Origin of the sequence: Microbacterium caowuchunii (assembly GCF_008727755.1) — a bacterium.
Taxonomy (GTDB): domain Bacteria; phylum Actinomycetota; class Actinomycetes; order Actinomycetales; family Microbacteriaceae; genus Microbacterium; species Microbacterium caowuchunii.
In genome coordinates, this window is the sequence record NZ_CP044231.1 from 2,677,437 (window position 1) to 2,696,975 (window position 19,539).

The window sequence follows — 19,539 nt, forward strand, 5'->3', positions numbered from 1 at the left end:
AGTGAGGGAGGTATATCCCTCAGCTAGCGCGGATCAGTGCGCTCAGCGCGGGACGTCGCCGCGCCATCCCTCGGTACCCGCCGCGGGCACCTCCTCGATGAGCTTCTTGAAGTTCTCGAGGTCCTTCTTGATGGCGTGGTCGTCGACACCCACGAGCGCCCCGACCTTCTCCAGGAGCCCCGTCGGCTCCCAGTCGAGCTGCACGGTCACGCGCGTCTCGGTGTCGCTGATCTTGTGGAACGTCACGACGCCGGCGTGGTTCTCCTCACCGCCGATGCTGTTCCAGGCGATCCGCTCCTCGGGGTGCTGCTCCGTGATCTCGGCGTCGAACTCGCGCTCGGCGCCTCCGATCTTCACCTTCCAGTGCGTGTGAGTGTCGTCGGTCTGCGTGATCGACTCCACGAAGCTCATGAAGCGCGGGAACTGTTCGAACAGCGTCCACTGGTTGTACACCGCGGCGATCGGGGCCTTCACGTCCACGGTCTCGATGATGCGTGCCATAGCTCTGGCTTTCCCTTCGATGTCCGGTCGGATGCGGACCCCGCATCCGTGCCCCTAGTACACGCGACCGGACCCCCGGTCCCCGGGGCGTTGCGCAACGGCGGACGAGAGCGTAAGAGAGCGCGCTACGCCCGGGTCGCCTCCTCGAGCAGCTCCAGCACGTGCCGGTAGGACTCACCGGTCGCCCGCGTCATGCCGATCTCGCAGGTGCGGTTGCAGGACGCGTGCGCCTGTGCGCCGAGGGCGGCGACCTCCGCCGCCTCCCGCGCGGTGGCCGACGCGGTCAGCTCCGGATGCAGCATCCCCCGGTCCCCGGCGAAGCCGCAGCAGCTCCAGTCCGTGGGCACATCGACGGTGACCGCAGCGGCCTCGGCGATCGCCACGAGGTCCGGGTCGAGGCCCATCTGCCGCGACGAGCACGTCGGATGCAGCACGAGCGACGCGACCGGAGCGGTCACCGACAACCGCGGCAGCAGCTCCCGCCGGGCGAAGGCCACGGCGTCCTCCACCCGCACCCCCTCGGCACGAAGCATCCGCTCGAAACCCTCGCTGCAACTGGCGGCGTCGCTGATGACCGGCAGCTCGCCGCCACGTGACGCCTCCCGCACGCGCTCGACCACGCGGCGCGACATGACGTCGTACCCGCCGGCGTAGCCCTTCGACGACCAGGGCGTCCCGCAGCACATCGACTCGACGCCCTCCGGCACGACCACCGCGACACCGGCGCGTTCGAGCAGTCGCCGGAAGGCGAACGCCACGCCGTCGCCGCCGTCAGCCGCGCCGAACATGCTGTTCACGCAGGCGGGGACGTATACGGCGATCGGGTCTCCCTCGCCCCCGCCGACGACTCCCGTCGCTCCGCGGCGGGCCGCCCCGCCACCGGGGAGGTCCGCGCTGTACCTCGGCACCGTGTCCTCGCCCAGCACCGCGCGGGCCGCGGCCGTCGCACCGGTGACGAGCGGCGCCGGTACCGCCTTGGCCGCCGACAGCGCCACCGCCCCGGCACGGGTGGCGGCGCCCCATCCGGATGCCGCCGCCTTCCAGCCCGCTGCCAGCACCGGGTTCGCGTCCTCACGGCGCAGTCGCTTCACCAGCGACCCCGTGTTGATCAGCACCGGGCACGCCGTCTGGCACATCCCGTCGACCGCACAGGTCTGCACGCCGGCGTAGTCGTAGTCGTGCTCCAGCTGCGCCACCGCCGAGACGTCGCCGGACTGTCGCGCCCGCTCGATGCCACGGCGCACGACGATGCGCTGTCGAGGCGTCAACGTCAGATCCCGGCTCGGACAGACCGGCTCGCAGTAGCCGCACTCGACGCAGCGGTCGACCTCCTCCTCGACCGGCGGAGCCAGCTTGATGCTGCGGATGTGCGCATCGGGGTCGTCGTCGATCACGACGCCCGGATTCAGCACGCGCGCCGGATCGCACAGCCGCTTGATCTCGCACATCACGTCGTACAGCTCGTCGCCGTACTGACGACGCACGTACGGCGCCATCGCCCGCCCGGTCCCGTGCTCCGCCTTGAGGTTCCCCCCGGCCGCGAGCACGAGATCGACCATGTCCTCGGTGAAGCCGAGATAGCGGCCGAGGGCCGACTCGCCCTCGAAGCGGTCCGTGAGCATGAAGTGGATGTTGCCGTCCTTGGCGTGACCGAAGATCACGCTGTCCGCGTAGCCGTACCGGTCGAACAGCTCCTGCAGCCCCTCGCATGCTTCGGCGAGCGCCGGGACGGGAACCGCCACGTCCTCCAGCAGCGCCGTCGTCCCGCTCGGACGCGCGCCCGCCACCGACGCGTACAGCCCTTTGCGGAAGGACCACGCCGCTGTCCGTGCGGCGGCGTCCGTGGCCAGGGGTGCCGGCGTGCGCAGCGGAGCCTCGGTGAGCACGCGGGAACCCGCCGCGGACAGGGCCCGCAGCTCCTCGTCGGTGCGCGCGTGGTACTCGACCAGCAGTGCGGCGTGGTCCTCGACCTCGAACCCGAGGATCTGCGCCGGCGCACCCGGGAGGCGCTGCCCGACCCGGAGCGAGGTCGCGTCCATGAGTTCCAGCGTCGCCGCTCCGGTCGCGGTGAGACCGGGAAGAGCCACGGTGGCCGCGTGCAGCGACGGGAAGACGGCGAGCGCGGTCGTCACCTTCGGCGCGATCGGGACGGTGCGGAACGTGGCCTCCGCCACGAAGGCCAGCGTCCCCTCGGATCCGATCACGAGGTGCCGGAGCAGCTCGACGGGCGCGTCGAAGTCGAGGAAGGCGTTGACTCCGTAGCCCATCGTGTTCTTCAGCGCGAAGTGCTTCCGGATCACCTCGACCGAGTGCGGATCCTGCCGCACGCGGTCCCGGAGCCGCAGGAGCCCGGCGACCAGCTCCGGTTCCCGCGCACGCAGGTGCGCGTCCGCATCCGGGGCGGCCGTGTCCAGGATCGTGCCGGAGGGCAGCACCAGTACGGCGGACTCCAGCGTGCGGTACGTGTTCTGGTCCGTGCCGCACGCCATCCCGCTGGAGTTGTTGGCCACGACGCCGCCGATCGTGCACGCCGCCTCGCTGGCCGGGTCCGGCCCGAGCCGGAAGCCGTACGGGGCGAGACGCGCGTTCACCTGTCGCACCGTTGCGCCCGACTGCACGCGCACCCGCGCCCCGTCGGAGAGCACCTCGATGTCGCGGAATCGCTGCCGCACGTCGATCATCAGGCCGTCGCCGCTGCCCTGGCCGGACAGGCTCGTCCCCCCGGAGCGGAACGTGACCGGCATCCCTTCCCGCGCCGCCGCGCGGAGCAGTCCACCGACCTCCGCGGCATCCGCGGCGACCACCACGGCCTGCGGCGTCAGCAGGAAGTGCGAGGCGTCGCCCGCGTAGGCGACGCGGTCGATGAGCCGGGTCTTGATGCGCGACGCCTCCGCCACCGCGGCGGCGATCGCGGGAGGGAGTTCGGTGTTCACCAGCCCTGCCACTCCGGCTTGAACCGCGCGACGTCGCGGTAATAGTCCGCGTGGCCGAGCCCGCTCGCGGCGTCCTCGTCGAGGATGACGGTGACGTGCGGATGCAGCTGCACGATGGACCCCGGGATGCTCGCCGAGAGCGGACCCTCGAGCGCCGCCGCGACCGCCTGCGCCTTCTGCGCCCCGAACGCGAGGAGCAGCAGGTGCCGCGCATCGCGGATGGTGCCGAGCCCCTGAGTGACGCAGTGCCGGGGCACGTCGTCGATCGAGTCGAAGAACCGGGCGTTGTCGCGCCGGGTCTGCTCCGTCAGCGTCTTCACCCGCGTGCGCGAGGCGAGCGACGAGCCCGGCTCGTTGAATCCCACATGACCGTCGCTGCCGATACCGAGGATCTGCAGCCCGACCCCGCCCGCTGCGGCGATCTCCGCCTCGTACCGCTCCCCCGCGTGGGGCAGCGACGCGGCGTCGGCCGGCGGCACGTGCACGTGCTGCGGATCGAGTCCGAGCGGCTCGACGATCTCCCGGCGGAGCACCTCGCGGTACGACTCCGGGTGCCCGGCGGGGAGGCCGACGTACTCGTCGAGGGCGAACGCACGCAGCCGCGACAGGTCCCGTCCGCCTCTCGTGCGCGCCAGTTCCCGGTAGAGCGGCTCCGGGGTGGACCCGGTCGCCACCCCGAGCACCGGCTCGGGGACGCCGTCGAGGTACTCCCACACGACCCGCGCTGCCAGCTCGCCCGCGGCGTCCCGATCAGCGACGATGAGGATCTCCGCCATCAGCCCTTCACCCCGCTCGAGGCGATCCCCTGCACGAACACGCGCTGGGAGATGAGGAACACGATGAGGGTGGGCAGCGACGCGATCAGCGCTCCGGCGATCACGACGTTCTGGTAGTCGAAGCTCATCGTGTACGACATGAGCCGGTTCAGCGTGAGCACCACCGGGTACATCGCCTCGGTGCGCAGGATCGTGAGCGGCCACAGGAAGTTGTTCCACGAGAACACGAACATGAACACCGCGAGCGTCACGACGGCAGGCTTGATCAGCGGCACCACGAACTGCCAGACGATGCGGAACTCGCTCGCCCCGTCCAGGCGCGCGGCCTCGATGAGCTCATCCGGGACGTCCATGATGAACTGCCGCATGAGGAAGATCCCGAACGCGTTCGCCAGCCAGGGCAGCAGCACCCCGATGTAGGAGTCCGACAGCCCCATCGAGTTCACCAGGTAGTACAGCGGCACGAGCGTGACGATGGGCGGCAGGAACATCGTCGCGACGATGCCCCAGAACATCAGGTTCTTCCCGCGGAACTGGTACTTCGCGAACACGTAGCCCGCGAGGATGCTGGTGATCAGCACCGAGATCGTGGCCCCGCCGGCGATGATGACGCTGTTCATCATGGACTGGGCGAACGGCACCTGGGTCAGCGCCGCGTTCACCTGGTCGAACGTCGGCGACGCCGGGAACCACGTCGGCGGGATCGTCACGAACTCGGCGGGCGTCTTGAACGCCGAGATCACCAGCCAGTACAGCGGGAACAACGGCACCACGGCCACGACCGCGAGCAGCAGGTACAGCAGCGCGCGCTGGGCGAGCGTGCGGGGATGGGTGCGGCGGCGGCTCATCGCTTCCTCGCCTTCGAGATGGCGTTCAGGACCACGCCGACCAGCACGATCAGCATGAACAGCGAGACGGCGAGCGCGCTGGCGTCGCCGGCCTGCCCGTACTGGAACGCCGAACGCTGGATCTCGAACGAGACCACGTTGGTCGACCCGGCGGGACCGCCCTGGGTCAGCAGGTAGATCGGGTCGAACACCTGGATGGAGTTGATGATGGTCATCAGGACCACGAACACGAGCGAACCGCTCAGCATCGGGATGGTGATGGACCGGGTCTGGCGCACGATCCCGGCGCCGTCGACCTTGGCGGCCTCGTACAGCTCCTCGGGGATCTGGGTGAGACCGGCGACCAGCAGGATGACGTAGTAGCCGAGCATCTGCCAGACGTTGAAGATGACGAGGGAGACCAGCGCCCAGGAAGGGTCGCTGAGCCAGCCGGGGGGCGTGATCCCGATCGCCTGGATCATGGCGCTCAGCGGGCCGTAGCCGGGAGCGTAGATATTGCTCCAGATGATCACGATCGCGATCGTCGGGATCACGTACGTGGCGAAGAGGATGACGCGCACGATGTTGCGCCCGCGCAGCCGCGGGAAGTACAGCAGCATGGCGATGAGGAACGCCAGCGGCACGGTGATCACGACGCTCAGCAGCACGTACACGCCGGTGTTGGCGATCGCCTGGACGCGCGCGCTGTCACTCAGCAAGCGCGCGTAGTTGTCGAGGCCGACGAAGTCCATCTCGGTGATCGGGGTGAACATCGACCAGCGGTGGAAGCTGATGACGATGGTCATGATCATCGGGACGACGGTGAACAGTCCGATGATGAGCACCGTGGGACTCAGGAAGATCGCCGCGGTGATCCCGCGGTGCGCCTTGTCCGTCCGGCGGCGACGTGGCCGGGGGAGGCCCGAGATCGGGCCTCCCCCGGTTGTTGACGTGAGGTTCACGGGTTCCTTTTCGTCAGCGTGCGGCGGTGAGCGCGGCGTCGACGTCCGCGGTCGCCGTCTTCATGGCGGTCGCCGCATCCACCTGCCCGTTCAGCAGCGCCTCGATCTGACGCTGCAGCGCGTCGGCACCGGCGCTGGCGCCCAGGACGGTCGGGAACGGCGTGGCGGTCTCCATCGCGGCGACGTAGGAGCTCAGGAAGTCGGACCCGAGCGCTTCGGCGTGCGCCTCGACGTCGGACAGCCGGCTGGGCAGGATGCCCATCGAGATGAGCATGTCACCCATCGCCGAGGAGCCGTTCTCGCCCGAGTCCGGGCCGTTCAGCCAGCTGAGGAACTTCCAGGCGGCCGCCTGCTTCTCGTCGGAGGCGTTGCCGTTGACGATCGTGTCCCACGAGTACGAGATCGAGCTGGACACGTCACCGCTCGGCCCGACCGGGATCGGCGCCGTGGCGACGTTCGCGAAGTCATCGCCCATGGCGTCCTTGAGGGAGCTCTCCCACCAGTTCGCCATGACGATCATGCCGGTCTTGCCGTTGACGAAGTTGTCGAGGTACGGACCGGTGGTGTTGGCGTTCGCACCAGACATCGCCGGGTTCGTCGCTCCCGCGTCCACGAGCTGCTGGTACAGCTCGGCGGTCTCGAGGGCCTCCGGGCTCTCCAGGTCGGCGGCGTCGCCGGCCTCGTTCAGGAAGCTGCCCCCGTTGGAGGCGAGCAGCGAGAGGAAGGGGTGCACGGCGCCGGAGTTCCAACTCGTGATGAACCCGATCCCCTGACGTCCGTCGCCGGTCGCGGTGATCGCGTCGGCGGCCGTCAGCAGCTCGTCCCAAGTGGCGGGCGGAGCGGCGATGCCGGCCTCTTCGAACAGCGCGGTGTTGTAGTTCAACTGGTACAGGTCGACCTCGTTCGGGATGCCGTACAGGGCTCCCTCCTGGGTCGCGGCGTTGACCACACCGGACGGCCAGTTGTCGGTGACGTCCTTGGCGACGTCGCTCGGCGCCTCGGCGGCGAGACCGTCGCGGGCGAGCTCCGGCAGCCAGGCGTCGTAGATGCCGGCGATCGTCGGGCCGTCGGCGGACGCGCCCTGCGTGCGCAGCGTCGAGAGCAGGTTCGCGAACGGCACGGCCTGGACCTTGACGGTGATGTCCGGGTTCTCCTCCGTGAAGGCCGCGGCGGCGTCCTCGAGCATGGTGACCTGGTCCGGACCCCAGTGGGTCAGGAACGTCACTTCGGTGGAGCCGTCATCGGATCCTCCCGAGGCCGAGCAGCCGGTGGCGACGAGCGCGACCGAGGCCGCGACACCGAGGCCTGCAAGCAGCGTGTGCTTCTTCATGGTTTACCTTCCAGATGCGATTGCGGTTGTGTTCGAGGGGAGATCAGGGACCGGCGAGGGCGAACCGCTCGTGCCCGGCGGACTTGAAAGCGGCGGCGCGCTGGTGACCGACGAGGCATCCCTTGACCTGCATCAGCGCGGAGTAGTAATCGATGAAGCGGAAACCGTAGGTCTCCCCGCGCGCGAACGCGTGACGTTCGATCCCGGCACGCCACCGCTCGTACGCCTCGTCCGGGATCTCGTAGAACGTGTCGGCCTCGAAGCCCTCCATGTCCTCCCAGTTCTCCGCGTGCAGGATGACCGGCACGGAGTGACGCTCGGCGTCGATCTCCTCGATCGGGATGGACGCGAGGAACGCGGCCCGGATGGCCGCCTGCGCCGCCCGCTCGTGGTCGCGGTGCATCGAGTGCAGCCAATGCGTGATGAGGATGTCGGGCTTGGCTTCGCGGATGACCTCGGCGATCTGCTCCGCCACGGCCTCGTCGTCCGGCAGGAAGCCGTCCGAGTAGTCGAGGGTGACCAGTTCCGCACCGATCGTGTCGGCGAAGAAGCGGGCCTCCTCGAGCTTCTGCTCGCGGTAGATGCTGGGCGCGATCGTGGGGTGGCCGCGCTCGCCGTAGGTGCAGTCCACGATGATCGCGCGTCCGCCCTCGAGCACCACCTTGGCCAGGGTGGGTCCGGCGGTCAGTTCCATGTCGCCGATGTGTCCACCGACGGCGATGACGGTCTTACTCATGGATGGGGTTCCCTTCTCAGGAGATTTCGGCGCGCAGGATGGTGAAGGTGCGCGTGATCTCGAAGCCGGTCTTCACGTAGAGGTTCGAGGCCGCCGAGCCCTCGTCCGCCCACAGGAACCACGCGGCGTGCGCCTGGGTCGCGGCCATGCGCTCCAGGGTGAGGTGCAGCAGCAACCTGCCGAGGCCCGTGCCGCGGCTCTCGGGGAGCACCCCGAACGGACCGAAGCGGTCGATCACGTTCTCGTAGGTGCCGTGCATGGCCCACCCGATCACGCGCCCCTCGGGGTTGCGGGCGACCATGATGCGCTCCAGCGGCAATCCGGAGACGATCCCCTCCCGGATGGCGCGCGCCCAGTCGGAGTTGAACTCACGCCCGGCCAGTTCGATCAGCGGCACGATGTCCTCGTCGCGCAGGGTGCCGAGGTACCAGCCCTCGGCGCGCAGTTCCGCGGCACGCACCCGCTCGCTCTCCGGCAGACGGTAGCCGCGCAGCGACATCTCCATCGAGCTCGGGCGTTCGATGGTCTCGAAGCCCAGCGAGGAGAGCAGCGCGGCAGCCTCCGGATACCGGTCGGCGTCGAGCCCGGGCAGCACGTAGTTCGGCGTGTAGCTGGAGAAGACGACCTCCGCGGCGCCCTGGGCGCGCAGCCATTCGATCCCGCGCGTGAGCAGCGCCCGGCCGAGTCCGCGACCCCGCGCATCGGGCGTGACGAAGAAGAAGGGGATCCAGCCGCGGCCGCGCTCGAGGTCGTCCCCGTCGTGAGCAACGCGCCGGCGCACGACGTAGACGGCACCGACGACCTCGCCGGCACGGTCGGCGACGAACAGGCCCGCCGGGTCGAAGTTGCGATCGAGCAGGATGAGGTCCCGGAACCGGGTCTCGGTGATCGGGTCCTGCGGGGCCGCCGCCGTCCAGGCTGCGGCGATGCGTGCACCATCGCCGGGCTGGAACGTCCGCAACTGCACCGTCGCGTCCATCATCCGGTTCCTCCTCGACTTCGAGAGCCGCCTGTCGGCGGCACTGAGTTTCATTATGCAGTCTTCTTGTGGAGCATTGTTACACATGACGGCACAGCGATGTGCGCGATGCCGCGGGGCGGACTCAGACGCCCCGCGCGCCCCGGGTGACCTCGCGGGTCCGACGCAACGCGTCCACGGTGTAGTGGTAGCGGCGCTGCGCGATCCCGGCGAACAGGCAGTCGACCAGCGCGAGCTGCGCGATCCGGCTCACCATGGCGCCCGCCCGGAACGTCGTCTCCCGCGCCCGCGTGTAGAGCACCTCATCCGCGGCGTTCGCGATGGCGGAGCCGGGCACCCCGGTGAGAGCCACCGTGAACGCTCCGTTCTCCGCGGCGATCCGCAGGAACTCCAGGGTGTCCTTGGTCTCCCCCAGGTGCGAGATCCCCATCGCCACCACGCCGCTCACCGGCAGCGCCGCCGCCGCCCAGGCCTCGTGCGGGTCGGACAGCGCGAATGCGTCCCGCCCGATGCGGAAGAGCTTGTGCTGCAGATCCTCGGCGACGAACTGGCTGGCCCCGACCCCGTAGAGCAGGATGCGACTGGCGTTCTCGAACCTGCCCACCACCCGCTCGAGCACCTCGAAGTCGAGGGAGCCGATCGTCTCGTCGATCGCCATGAGCTCGAGGGAGGAGATCTTCCGCGCGATCTCCTGCAGCGAGTCCCCGGGAGAGACGTCCGCGCCGTACGCGGCGGGCATCCCGAACTGCGCGGATTCCTTGCCGAGTTCGGTGGCCAGCGCCACGCGCAGCTGGGCGTAGCCGGCCATCCCGATGGCCTGGCAGAAGCGCACGACGGAGGCGACCGAGGTGCCGCACTCTGCAGCCAGATCGTTGATCGTGCTCTCCAGGACGATCGTCGGACGCTCCCGGATCGTCTCCGCGATGCGCCGCAAGGAGGGCGACAACGACCCGACGGCCGCTTCGATGGTCGACTGAATGCTCATTCGCGCTCCCGGCGTCATCTGATCACTCGTCCCAGTATGGTCTCGCCGATGCACGTCGCCCACTCCACCCATCCGTAGATGAAACTATGTTTCGACCAGATTACCGGATGCGTATACTTCTTTCAGTTCGTGCAAAAGGAGAACCATGAGCACAGAGGACGCCATCGTCTGCGTCGACCTCGGCAAGACGCGGTGCCGCGTCACCGCCTGGGGCCCGGACGGACGCCGCTCCGACGCGGACGGACCGGGCCTGCCCGGGCTCGCCGTGCCCGGCGCTCCCGAGCGCACCGCCGAGGCCCTGCGCAGCCTCGTCGCCGGGCTCTCCCCGGCCGTCGTGCCGACATCTTTCGGCATCGGTGCCGCAGGCGCGCTGTCCGCCCCTGACGGGGCCGCCGACCTCGCGAACCGGCTCGCGCGGGCGTTCGACGCCCCGGTCGCCGTGGCATCGGACATCGTGACCGCGCACGTGGGTGCCTTCGACGGATCCGCCGGAGTGTGTCTGGTCGCGGGTACGGGAGCCGTCGCCCTGGCGGTCGCCCCCGACGGCCGTACCTCCCGGCGCGACGGCCGCGGGCTGCTCGCCGGCGACGTCGGCTCCGGCGCCTGGATCGGCCGCGCCGGGTTCCGCGCCGCCGAGATGGCCGCCGCCGGTGCCGCCGCCCCCACCGCCCTGAGCGGACTCATCGACACCGGCGACGCCGCCGTCGCCCGCCTCACCGCCGCTCCGTCCGACGCCGCGTTCCTCGCGCGACATGCCCCCGCCGTGCTCGCCGCGGCCGAGGCCGGCGACGCGACGGCCCAGCGTATCGTCGACGAGGCCGTCGAGGAGCTCGCCGCCACCGCCCTGGCGGCGGCACTGCCCACCGGCCAGCGCACCGTCAGCATCCTGGGCGGTCTGAGCGGATCGGACTGGTTCCGCCACCGCCTCACCGCCGCCCTCGCGGCCCGTGACCTGACCACCCGTGCCCCCGCCGGCACCGCCCTCGATGGCGCGCGCATCATCGCGACGCTCCGCGACCTACCTCTGGAGGGGTTCATCCACCGTGCCTGATTCTTCCCACACGACTCGGATGAACGAGTTGATCGACGAGCTCGCCGCGCTCACCACCGAAGCCGCCCGCGACTCCGTCGACCTCGACACGCTCGACACCCTGGAGCTGGTCACCCTGATGAACCAGGGCGACCAAAGCGTCCCCGTCGCGGTCGCGCAGCACGCGGCGGTCATCGCCCGCGCGGTCGATGCCATCGTCGAGAGGTTCCGCCGGGGCGGTCGGCTCATCTATCTCGGCGCCGGGACGGCGGGACGGATCGGCGTGCTCGACGCCTCCGAGTGCCCGCCCACGTTCGGCACCCCGCCCGAGATGGTCCGTGGCCTCATCGCCGGCGGCCCCACGGCGCTCCTCACCGCCGTGGAGAACGCGGAGGACGACGACACCGCCGCGGCCGCGGAACTCACCGAACTCGGCCTCACCGATGCCGACGTGGTCGTGGGCATCTCCGCTTCCGGCCGGACCCCTTATGTCGTGGGTGGCCTCCGTCACGCCCGGGGGTGCGGCGCGCTCACGATCGCCGTCGCCCAGAACACCGATTCCGCGATCGGGCGGATCGCCGACATCCCGATCGAGGTCGTCGTCGGTCCTGAGTTCGTCGCCGGCTCCACGCGCCTGAAGTCCGGCACCGCGCAGAAGCTCATCCTCAACATGCTGAGCACGCTCGCCATGGTGCGCCTCGGGAAGACCTACCGCGGCATCATGGTGGACCTCGTCGCCACGAACGAGAAGCTCCGCGCCCGCTCCGTGCGCACCGTCATGACCGTGACCGGCGTGCCGGCCGACGAGTCCGAGTCCGCGTTGGACGCCGCCGGAGGCCATGTGAAGGAGGCGATCCTCGCCGTCCTGACCGGGGTCGCCCCGGCCGAGGCCGGTCGCCGCCTCGAGGAGGCCGGAGGTCTCCTCCGCGTGGCCGTGGAGCGCGCCCCGTCCGCGTGAACGAGCGCCCGTGAACACCCTCATCCACTCGGTCCGGGTGGTCTCCGCCCTCCCCGCCGGCCCCGCGATCGATCTGGCGGACGGATGGGTCCACCTCGCCGGCGGGCGTGTGCGCGCGGTCGGCACCGGCGACGCCTGGCGGCACGCCCGCGATGACGACACCCGCGTCGTCGACGGCACCGCCGAGGCCGGCCCCGGCGCGACGCTCACCCCGGGACTCGTGGACATCCACAATCACGGCGGTGCCGGCTGCTCGTTCGACGACGGTCTCGATGCCGTCGCGGCGGCCGCAGCCGCGCACCGTGCGGACGGGACGACCCGGCTGGTGGCCTCGCTCGTCAGCGCGCCGGTGGCGCTCCTGCGCGACCAGCTGGCGACCATCGCGCTCGCCTGCCGACGGCTCCCCGGGATCCTCGGCGCACATCTGGAGGGTCCGTTCCTCAGCCCGCTGCACGCCGGCGCCCACGCCCCGGAGGCCCTCGTCCGGCCGACCCCGGAGCTGATCGATCCGCTTCTGGAGACGGGGGTGGTCCGCCAGATGACGATCGCGCCGGAGCTCGATGGCGCGCAGGCGGCGATCGCGCGGATCGTCGCGCACGGCACGGTCGTGGCGATCGGCCATACGCACAGCGACGCCGCGACCGCACGGGCGGCGATCGACGCGGGTGCGACGCTCGTCACGCATGCCTTCAACGCCATGCTTCCGCTGCACCACCGCGCGCCCGGGGTCGTGGGGGTCGCGCTCGCGGATCCCCGGGTGATGCTCGAAGCCATCCCCGACGGAGTGCACCTGCACGACGACGTCCTGGGGCTGCTGCTGCGCGCCGCGCCCGATCGGGTGGCGCTCGTCACGGACGCCATGGCCGCGGCCACCTGCGGCGACGGCGCCTACCGTCTGGGCGGGCAGGAGGTGGAGGTGCGCGAGGGCGTCGCGCGCCTGCGGGGATCCGATACGATCGCCGGTTCCACACTCACCCTCGCCGCCGGCATCCGGCACGCGGCCGCCACGGGCATCCCCCTGCCCCAGGTCGTCGCGGCGGCGACGCTCCTCCCGGCACGGGCGTTGCGTGCGCGGTCGATGGGTGCCTTCGCTCCGGGGTACATCGCCGACGCCGTGCTCTGGGACGGATCGCTGAACGTGCGGGAGGTCTGGCAGGACGGGCGTTCCGGTGGCGGGATACATCCGCGTCGGCGCGCCCGCGATGTGTGATATTCCTCGACTCGCCGCGTCGGAGCCGAGACGGCGGATCAGTCCCGGGGCAGGCGCACACTCCCGGTCTGCGGGTGCTCGGTCGGCATCCGGTCCCGGTCGTAGGTGATGTCGGTGAACCCGTGCGGGGTGGGCCGGCCGTCCTCGTCCACGCTGACGAAGACGATCCGTTCGATCGTCAGGATGCGCTTGCGGGTGATCATGTTGCGCACGACCGCGCGCATCGTGAGGGAGGTGCGCCCGAAGTGCGTCGCGGTCAGGCCCATCTCGATCAGGTCGCCCTGCAGCGCAGACGCCTCGAAGTTGATCTCGGAGATGAGCTTGGTCACGCAGCGGTAGTTGCCGAGCTGGAGGATGGCGTAGATCGCCGCCTCCTCGTCGATCCACTTGAGCAGGCTGCCGCCGAACAACGTCCCGTTCGCGTTCAGATCCTCGGGACGCACCCACTTGCGGGTGTGGAAGTTGATGCCCTCTTCGGACCAGTGCCAGCTGTTCGTCACGACGTCGAGCCTACGCCTGCCTCCGCGAGCGCCTCCGGGTCGGAGATGACGAGCGTAACGATGTCGACGTCCGGCACGTAGGTCTCGGTGAGCGTCGGAGAGGCGCGGGCGAACCGGGTGCGCAGATCCGCCCGGGACGGCTCGGGACTGTCGCTCGGCTCGACCATCACGATCCGCGCCGGACCGATCGCCCCCACTTCGGCGCCGGGCGCGGCCGCGTCGCGGCAGGCGGTGAGCAGGGCGAGGTGCGCGTCCTGCACGTAGTCCTCCCCGAAGGACTCCCGCATGAGCGACAGCTCGGGCAGGGACACGGTGCGCCAGTTCACGCTCTCCCCCGCCTCGAGCAGAGCCCGAGCGCGCTCCTCCAGCTGGGTGCGCACCGCGTCGTGCTGCATCCGCCACGCCGGCCGCGGGTCCTGCGCCGCACGGAGCACGCCGTAGGCGATGAAGATGACGGTGACGACGCCGACGATCGTCGTCGGCCCCGTGGAGAAGTACTCGCGGTAGAGCTCACCCTCCATGCCCCCGACGCCGGCCGCGACGAGCCGTCCGCCGCAGAACACGGCGTACACCGACGTGAGCAGCGTGATGGTGGCCATGCCCCGGCGCGCACTCGCCGGCGGGGTCCGCGCCTGGTACGCGACCGCTACGCAGTACACGAGCATCACGCCGATCTTCACCGCGGAGGAGACCGACTCCGGCACCAGCAGCGTGAGCACGAACATCGCCACCCCGCTGGACACCGCGACCCAGGCGCGCCACTCGAACCGGCCGTTGAGCGAACTCAGCGCCACCCAGAGGCAGGCCGGTCCCCACAGCATCAGGGCGTCACCGATCGCGACGATCCAGCGGTCCCCCTGGAACGCCCAGATGAGGTAGACGAGACTCGACCCGAATGAGGCGAACGCCGACAGGCTCGCATACCGCAGGAACGGGCCCGGCCGCATCGTGAACAGACTCGACCAGAGCAGCGCCGACAGCACCACCACGACGGCGAGCACGGACACGATCACGAGAGTCAACGCGGTCGCCGTCGAGTCCACCGCCGATCACCGCTTCCCGTTCACTGCCACCGAGGTGCACGACGTTCGCGTGGAGCCCTCCCCTCTATGGTCCCCCATCGGGGAGGGCCGGCACGCCACCGGTCACTTCTTGCGCAACAGCAGCCGGAACACGCCGACCACCGCGAGCGCCGCGGCACCGGCCACGGCGATGGTCTTCAGCGGATTGGCCCGGTAGGAGTCCCGCGCCGAGCCGATCGCCCCGGTCGCGGCGCCGTAGGCGACATCCGCCGCCTGCTGCACGGCGTCCGCCCCCTGACCGGCCAGGTCCCTCGCGGCCTTGGCGATCTGCGGAGCGCGGTCCTCGAGCGTGCTCCCCACGACGGCGTCGACGGCCTTCTCGGCCTTCTCCGCGCCGGTCTTCACCGCGTCCCTGGCCCGCTTCGCCGCCGCTTCGGCCTTGTCCGCTCCGGCGTCCACGCCCTTCCCGGCCCGGTCCGCGCCGGCCTCGGCAGCACCCGCGGCAGCACCGGCGGTCTCCTGGACCTTGTCCGCGGTCTGCTCGATCCCTTCCTTCGCCGCATCCGAGCCGCGATCGACGGTCTCGTGCGCATTGGTCGCGGCGTCCTCGGCGGTCCCGGCCGCGTCCTTCGCCGCATCCGAGCCGCGATCGACGGTCTCGTGCGCGCTCGTCGCTGCCTCCTCGGCGGTCCCATCCGCGTCCTTCGCCGCGTCTGCGCCGCGATCGTCGGTCTCGTGCGCGCTGGCCGCGGCCTCCTCGACCTTCTCGTGCAGGTTCTCGGCGACGACGGGCTGCTGCTGGTCGTTCTGGTTGTCGCTCATAGTGGTGCTCCTTCCGACGAGGTACGGGCGACGCCGGCGCCGCCCTCATTCCACCTGATCACCCGCGACGCTCGGCAGGCTCCCCCTTGCGGCTCGACGCGAGGGTGTGCTTCGACGGGGGGAAGGCCCCAGAGCGACACGCCAGGTTTCGGGGTTTCCCCTCCTGCATCCGCACAGCGAGGTGTGATCTAATCCAGGTGGACGTCCGCTCCCCGCGAAGGCCCGGGCGTCCGCCTTACCCGAGCTGAGACCAGGATTCCCCGGCCGATCGCTCACTGTGCCCCTCTCCTCTAGGCCGGAGGGGGGCACAGTCTCTCAGTTCAGCCCTGGCCGGCGGCGGCGTTCCCCGAAGGATCGATCACGTCCGCACTCGCGTCCTGCTCGTCCTCGATGAGGGGGTCCCGGCGTCGGTACAACCGCGTGGGACGGATGCTGGGGATCGGTATCGGTTTGCTCACCGGGTGAGCCCATTCGGGGCGAGTCATAGGGGCACGCTCCCGAACCGGCGGATGAACTCCGCCACCGCCGCATCCTCGAACTCGTCGGCTTCGTCCAGCAGTTCCTCGTCGTCGTGCAGGTCCTGCGTGGATCGTCCGTCGGGAATGATCACGTCGTCCATGGCCTCGCCCTTCGTACCCTCGGCTGAAGCGGGGGGTCTTCATTAACCGGGGACACCACCCAGGTTAGGTCGGCGGGACCGCTTGTCAATGGGACTTGAAAACGGCGCGGAAAAGTCCTACCACCCGGCCGCTCAGGCGGTGCGGACGCCGGTGCGCCAGACGGCCTGCGGCACGAGGTCCGCGGTCCAGAGCACGACGTCGGCGGGGTCGCCCGTGCCGAGCCGGCCGAGGTCCGGGCGACCGATCGCCGTAGCCGGGACGGCCGTCGCCGCGGCGACCGCCGTGGCCAGGGGCACGCCGTAACCGACGACGTTGCGGACGGCCTGGTCGAGGGTCAGGGTCGAGCCGGCGAGCACCTCCGTCCCGCGCAGCCGCGCCACGCCGTCGCGCACCTCGACGTCCGCCGCGCCGAGCGCGTACGTCCCGTCCGGGGCGGCCGCGGCGGCCATCGCATCGCTCACCAACGCCACCCTGCCGGGGGCCGCCCGCAACAGCATCGTCACCACGACCGGATCGAGATGGTGCCCGTCGGCGATGACCTCCAGAGTCATCCGGTCGTCGGCGAGCGCGACGCCCACCGGCCCCGGGGCGCGGTGGTGGAGGGGCGGCATGGCGTTGAAGGCATGGGTGAGCAGCGTCGCTCCCGCCTCTATCGCCCGGCGCGTCATCCCGGCATCCGCGTCAGTGTGGCCGACGGCGGCGACCGCCCCCGCCTGCACGATGCGCCGCACCGCGGCCAGCCCTCCCTCGAGTTCCGGGGCGAGCGTCATCTGGCGGACGACGCCGGTGCCCAGCAGCCGGTCCAGGGCCTCCGGCGTGGGCGACTGCAGCGCAGCGGGGTCGTGCGCCCCGCAGTGCGCGGTGTCGAGGAACGGCCCCTCCAGGTGCACGCCGAGGATGCCCGGCCGCTCGGGCATGAGCGCCCCGATCCGGTCGGCCTGCGCCACGAGCCGGGCGATCGGGGCGCTCACCAGGGAGAGGACGACACGGGTGACGCCGTGGCGGGCGTGCGCGGCGAGCACCGCGTCGACATCCTCCGCGTCGCCCGCGGCATCGTGGCCTCCGCCGCCGTGGGTGTGGATGTCGACGAGGCCCGGGGTGAGCACCGCCCCGGCACCGGCCGCCTCCCGCGCGTCGATGACCTCGTCGCCGGGTGCGACCAGGTCCCGCCACCCGGCCCCGTTCCCGCTCGCCTGCACCGACCCGCCGCGCAGGAGCAGCCAGGCGTCCGGCTCGTCGCGCAGCGATCCGTCGGGACCGGCGGTGACCAGGCGCGCGGAGTGGATCAGCACCCCCGTGCCGGCCTCCTCGGCACGGGCGGTCACTGCCCCACCTGGTGCCGATGCGCATAGGTGTAGCGGTAGTAGTCCGCCAGCTGCAGGCGGGACGCCGCCGCCTCGTCGATGAGCACCGAGACGCGGGGATGGTGCTGCAGGATGGTGGCCGGCCACAGCGCCGACACGGCGCCCTCGACGAGGTGGTGGACGGCCTGCGCCTTGCCGGCGCCGGTGGCGACGAGCACGATGTGCCGGGCCTCCATGATCGTGCCGAGGCCCTGGGTGAGGCAGTGCCGCGGCACCGACTCGAGGTCGCCGTCGAAGAATCGGGCGTTGTCCCGCCGGGTCTGTTCGGTGAGCGTCTTCACGCGCGTGCGGGAGGACAGCGACGACCCCGGCTCGTTGAAGGCGATGTGCCCGTCCGTGCCGATCCCGAGGATCTGGAGGTCCACGCCGCCGGCGTCCCGGATCGCCGCCTCGTACGCGGCGCACGCGGCGGCGAGGTCGGCCGCGGTCCCGTCCGGCCCCTGCACGGCATCCGCGGGCAGGTCCACGCGCGAGACGAAGTCCGCGTCGATCACGGTGCGGTAGGCGGCGGGATGACCCGCCGGCAGGCCCACGTACTCGTCGAGGGTGAACGCCCGCGCCCGCGCGAGCGACAGCGTCCCGGCGTCGACGCGGCGAGCGACGCTGTCGTAGATCCGGAGCGGGCTGGACCCGGTCGCGAGCCCCAGCACCGCATCCGGTACGCGTGCCACGAGCGCCGCGATGTCGTCGGCGACCAACTCGCCGATCCGCTCCTCCTCGGTGATGATGACTTCCATCAGCCCTGTCTACCGTTCCGGCGCCCGTTTGGGTACGGCGACGACCGCCGCCAACAGCATCCCGATGCACGTCCCCGCGGTGTTCGCGAGCACGTCGGTGACGCTCGCGGTTCGCGCAGCGAGCAGATCCCCCTGGATCGTCTCGATCGCCACGGTCGCCAGGATGCCGATGGGCAGCACCAGGTACCGTCTCCGCTCGAGCAGGATGCTGAGCAGCCACCCGAGCGGGATGAAGAAGACGACGTTCGCGGCGAACTCGACGCGGCCGTAGGTCGCCCAGGGCAGCAGGTCCTCCACGCGGTCGAGCAGCCCCGATGCACCGCGGTCCACCGGAACCGGCCAGAACACGATGAGCAGCGCCACCGCCGTGTAGCCGGCCAGCAGCATGCCCGCCCGGCGCCGTCCCCGGGCGCGTGCAGGCGTCCCCGCGTTCCCCATCCGGCAACGATAGCGAGTGATTGTGCACAGTCCGGCGGGCATGCGCAACCGCTCCGCGCCCGGCGGGGGCGAGTGCGAGACTTCCCGCACATCCCCGGACTCCAGGAGGAGCAGTCATGACCGATGAGGACGACCTCAAGACCCTGACCCAGCTGATCCGGAAGTTCCGGTTCGCGATGGTGACGACGATGGAGACGGACGGCTCGCTCGTCGCCCACCCGCTGACCGTGCAGGAGGCGGAGTTCGACGGCGACCTGTGGTTCGTCATCGGCAAGGACGCCCCCGCCGCACAGCACCTCGCGCGGAACCCGCACGCCGGCGTCTCGATGAGTTCGGACGACGCCTGGGTCTCCCTCAGCGGCACCGGGCGCATCGTCGAGGACCGCGCCAAGCTCGCGGAGCTCTGGAAGCCGGCGCTCGAGGCGTGGTTCCCGAACGGCAAGGACGACCCGAACGTCGGCCTGCTCCACTTCACCGCCGACGGCGCCGAGTTCTGGCACTCCCCCGGAAGCAGGATCGTCCACCTCGTGACACTGCTCACCCGCCGCAAGATCGAGGGCGAGAACGAGAAGCTCGACCTGTAGCCCCTGCAGGGGACAACATTCCGGACCGATCGGGCTATCAGCCTCCGCGGACGGCCTGCGCAGCCCCAAAGCACCACACATCCGGAACGTTGACCGAGGTGCGGCCGGGACGTCGTCCGCGGTGCGGCGACCGCCCGTCCGGGTCCGGACGGCTGCGGCTGCGGCTGCGGCTGCGGCTGCGGCTGCGGGGTACCCTACCCGGCGCGCCGGACAACATTCCGGGGA

The 19,539-nt window shown here is 70.9% G+C and carries 21 protein-coding genes; 4 read left to right on the forward strand and 17 right to left on the reverse strand.

The annotated features are described in order from the left end of the window. Positions 1 to 42: 42 nt before the first annotated feature. The 9 genes from F6J84_RS12695 to F6J84_RS12735 all read right to left on the reverse strand — a co-directional run bounded on the left by F6J84_RS12695 (position 43) and on the right by F6J84_RS12735 (position 10,029). Positions 43 to 501: an SRPBCC family protein gene (locus F6J84_RS12695; RefSeq protein ID WP_150974197.1), complete on the reverse strand. Its 459-nt coding sequence runs from the start codon at positions 499 to 501 to the stop codon at positions 43 to 45. A 125-nt stretch (positions 502 to 626) separates the two neighbouring features. Then, positions 627 to 3,434, reverse strand: coding sequence for an FAD-binding and (Fe-S)-binding domain-containing protein (locus F6J84_RS12700; protein ID WP_238702493.1), 2,808 nt, complete (start codon positions 3,432 to 3,434; stop codon positions 627 to 629). Beyond that, positions 3,431 to 4,210, reverse strand: a complete 780-nt coding sequence (locus F6J84_RS12705) for a glucosamine-6-phosphate deaminase (protein WP_150974199.1) — start codon at positions 4,208 to 4,210, stop codon at positions 3,431 to 3,433. The genes F6J84_RS12700 and F6J84_RS12705 overlap by 4 nt, the downstream gene beginning before the upstream one ends. Further along, on the reverse strand, positions 4,210 to 5,058 hold the full coding sequence (locus F6J84_RS12710; RefSeq protein ID WP_150894228.1) for a carbohydrate ABC transporter permease: 849 nt from the start codon (positions 5,056 to 5,058) through the stop codon (positions 4,210 to 4,212). Before F6J84_RS12710 ends, F6J84_RS12705 begins: the two co-directional genes overlap by 1 nt. Further along, a complete protein-coding gene (locus F6J84_RS12715; protein WP_150894226.1) occupies positions 5,055 to 5,999 on the reverse strand; it encodes a carbohydrate ABC transporter permease in 945 nt (314 codons plus the stop codon). The genes F6J84_RS12710 and F6J84_RS12715 overlap by 4 nt, the downstream gene beginning before the upstream one ends. Before the next feature lie 13 nt (positions 6,000 to 6,012). Next, positions 6,013 to 7,329, reverse strand: a complete 1,317-nt coding sequence (locus tag F6J84_RS12720) for an ABC transporter substrate-binding protein (protein ID WP_150974200.1) — start codon at positions 7,327 to 7,329, stop codon at positions 6,013 to 6,015. A 43-nt stretch (positions 7,330 to 7,372) separates the two neighbouring features. Continuing rightward, the gene (locus tag F6J84_RS12725) at positions 7,373 to 8,065 is read right to left on the reverse strand and encodes a PIG-L deacetylase family protein (RefSeq protein ID WP_150974201.1); all 693 of its coding nucleotides are present in this window, start codon (positions 8,063 to 8,065) and stop codon (positions 7,373 to 7,375) included. A 16-nt stretch (positions 8,066 to 8,081) separates the two neighbouring features. Further along, the gene (locus F6J84_RS12730) at positions 8,082 to 9,047 is read right to left on the reverse strand and encodes a GNAT family N-acetyltransferase (RefSeq protein ID WP_202980447.1); all 966 of its coding nucleotides are present in this window, start codon (positions 9,045 to 9,047) and stop codon (positions 8,082 to 8,084) included. A 121-nt stretch (positions 9,048 to 9,168) separates the two neighbouring features. Then, entirely contained in the window at positions 9,169 to 10,029 is an 861-nt protein-coding gene (locus F6J84_RS12735) for a MurR/RpiR family transcriptional regulator (protein WP_150974202.1), read from the reverse strand. Between the two features lie 145 nt (positions 10,030 to 10,174). On the opposite strand from F6J84_RS12735, the gene F6J84_RS12740 reads away from it, so the two are divergent. From F6J84_RS12740 to nagA, 3 genes are read left to right on the forward strand one after another with little or no spacing between them, the layout of a single operon-like run. Next, positions 10,175 to 11,080, forward strand: a complete 906-nt coding sequence (locus tag F6J84_RS12740) for a BadF/BadG/BcrA/BcrD ATPase family protein (RefSeq protein ID WP_150974203.1) — start codon at positions 10,175 to 10,177, stop codon at positions 11,078 to 11,080. 19 nt (positions 11,081 to 11,099) lie between these two features. Further along, positions 11,100 to 12,017 carry an N-acetylmuramic acid 6-phosphate etherase gene (gene murQ, locus F6J84_RS12745; protein WP_191905675.1) on the forward strand — a complete coding sequence of 306 codons (918 nt, stop codon included), beginning with the start codon at positions 11,100 to 11,102 and terminating at the stop codon, positions 12,015 to 12,017. 10 nt (positions 12,018 to 12,027) lie between these two features. Continuing rightward, positions 12,028 to 13,227 (forward strand): N-acetylglucosamine-6-phosphate deacetylase, encoded by a 1,200-nt coding sequence (nagA, locus tag F6J84_RS12750; RefSeq protein WP_150974205.1) that lies wholly within the window; start codon positions 12,028 to 12,030, stop codon positions 13,225 to 13,227. Positions 13,228 to 13,265: 38 nt separating this feature from the next. Here nagA and F6J84_RS12755 read toward each other — a convergent pair whose 3' ends face one another. The 8 genes from F6J84_RS12755 to F6J84_RS12780 form a co-directional block, all read right to left on the reverse strand. Then, entirely contained in the window at positions 13,266 to 13,727 is a 462-nt protein-coding gene (locus tag F6J84_RS12755) for an acyl-CoA thioesterase (protein WP_150894211.1), read from the reverse strand. After that, positions 13,724 to 14,770, reverse strand: coding sequence for a hypothetical protein (locus F6J84_RS12760; RefSeq protein WP_150974206.1), 1,047 nt, complete (start codon positions 14,768 to 14,770; stop codon positions 13,724 to 13,726). Before F6J84_RS12760 ends, F6J84_RS12755 begins: the two co-directional genes overlap by 4 nt. Positions 14,771 to 14,872: 102 nt before the next feature. Further along, positions 14,873 to 15,571: a hypothetical protein gene (locus F6J84_RS12765; protein ID WP_150974207.1), complete on the reverse strand. Its 699-nt coding sequence runs from the start codon at positions 15,569 to 15,571 to the stop codon at positions 14,873 to 14,875. A 320-nt stretch (positions 15,572 to 15,891) separates the two neighbouring features. Then, positions 15,892 to 16,029 carry a hypothetical protein gene (locus F6J84_RS15560; RefSeq protein ID WP_191905676.1) on the reverse strand — a complete coding sequence of 46 codons (138 nt, stop codon included), beginning with the start codon at positions 16,027 to 16,029 and terminating at the stop codon, positions 15,892 to 15,894. A 23-nt stretch (positions 16,030 to 16,052) separates the two neighbouring features. After that, the gene (locus tag F6J84_RS15565) at positions 16,053 to 16,190 is read right to left on the reverse strand and encodes a hypothetical protein (protein WP_191621855.1); all 138 of its coding nucleotides are present in this window, start codon (positions 16,188 to 16,190) and stop codon (positions 16,053 to 16,055) included. 132 nt (positions 16,191 to 16,322) lie between these two features. Further along, the gene (locus F6J84_RS12770; protein ID WP_238702495.1) at positions 16,323 to 17,516 is read right to left on the reverse strand and encodes an N-acetylglucosamine-6-phosphate deacetylase; all 1,194 of its coding nucleotides are present in this window, start codon (positions 17,514 to 17,516) and stop codon (positions 16,323 to 16,325) included. Then, positions 17,513 to 18,292 carry a glucosamine-6-phosphate deaminase gene (gene nagB, locus F6J84_RS12775; RefSeq protein WP_150974208.1) on the reverse strand — a complete coding sequence of 260 codons (780 nt, stop codon included), beginning with the start codon at positions 18,290 to 18,292 and terminating at the stop codon, positions 17,513 to 17,515. Before nagB ends, F6J84_RS12770 begins: the two co-directional genes overlap by 4 nt. Before the next feature lie 9 nt (positions 18,293 to 18,301). Beyond that, positions 18,302 to 18,730, reverse strand: a complete 429-nt coding sequence (locus F6J84_RS12780) for a VanZ family protein (RefSeq protein WP_191905677.1) — start codon at positions 18,728 to 18,730, stop codon at positions 18,302 to 18,304. 116 nt (positions 18,731 to 18,846) lie between these two features. On the opposite strand from F6J84_RS12780, the gene F6J84_RS12785 reads away from it, so the two are divergent. Further along, positions 18,847 to 19,314: a pyridoxamine 5'-phosphate oxidase family protein gene (locus F6J84_RS12785; protein ID WP_150974210.1), complete on the forward strand. Its 468-nt coding sequence runs from the start codon at positions 18,847 to 18,849 to the stop codon at positions 19,312 to 19,314. Positions 19,315 to 19,539 lie beyond the last annotated feature (225 nt).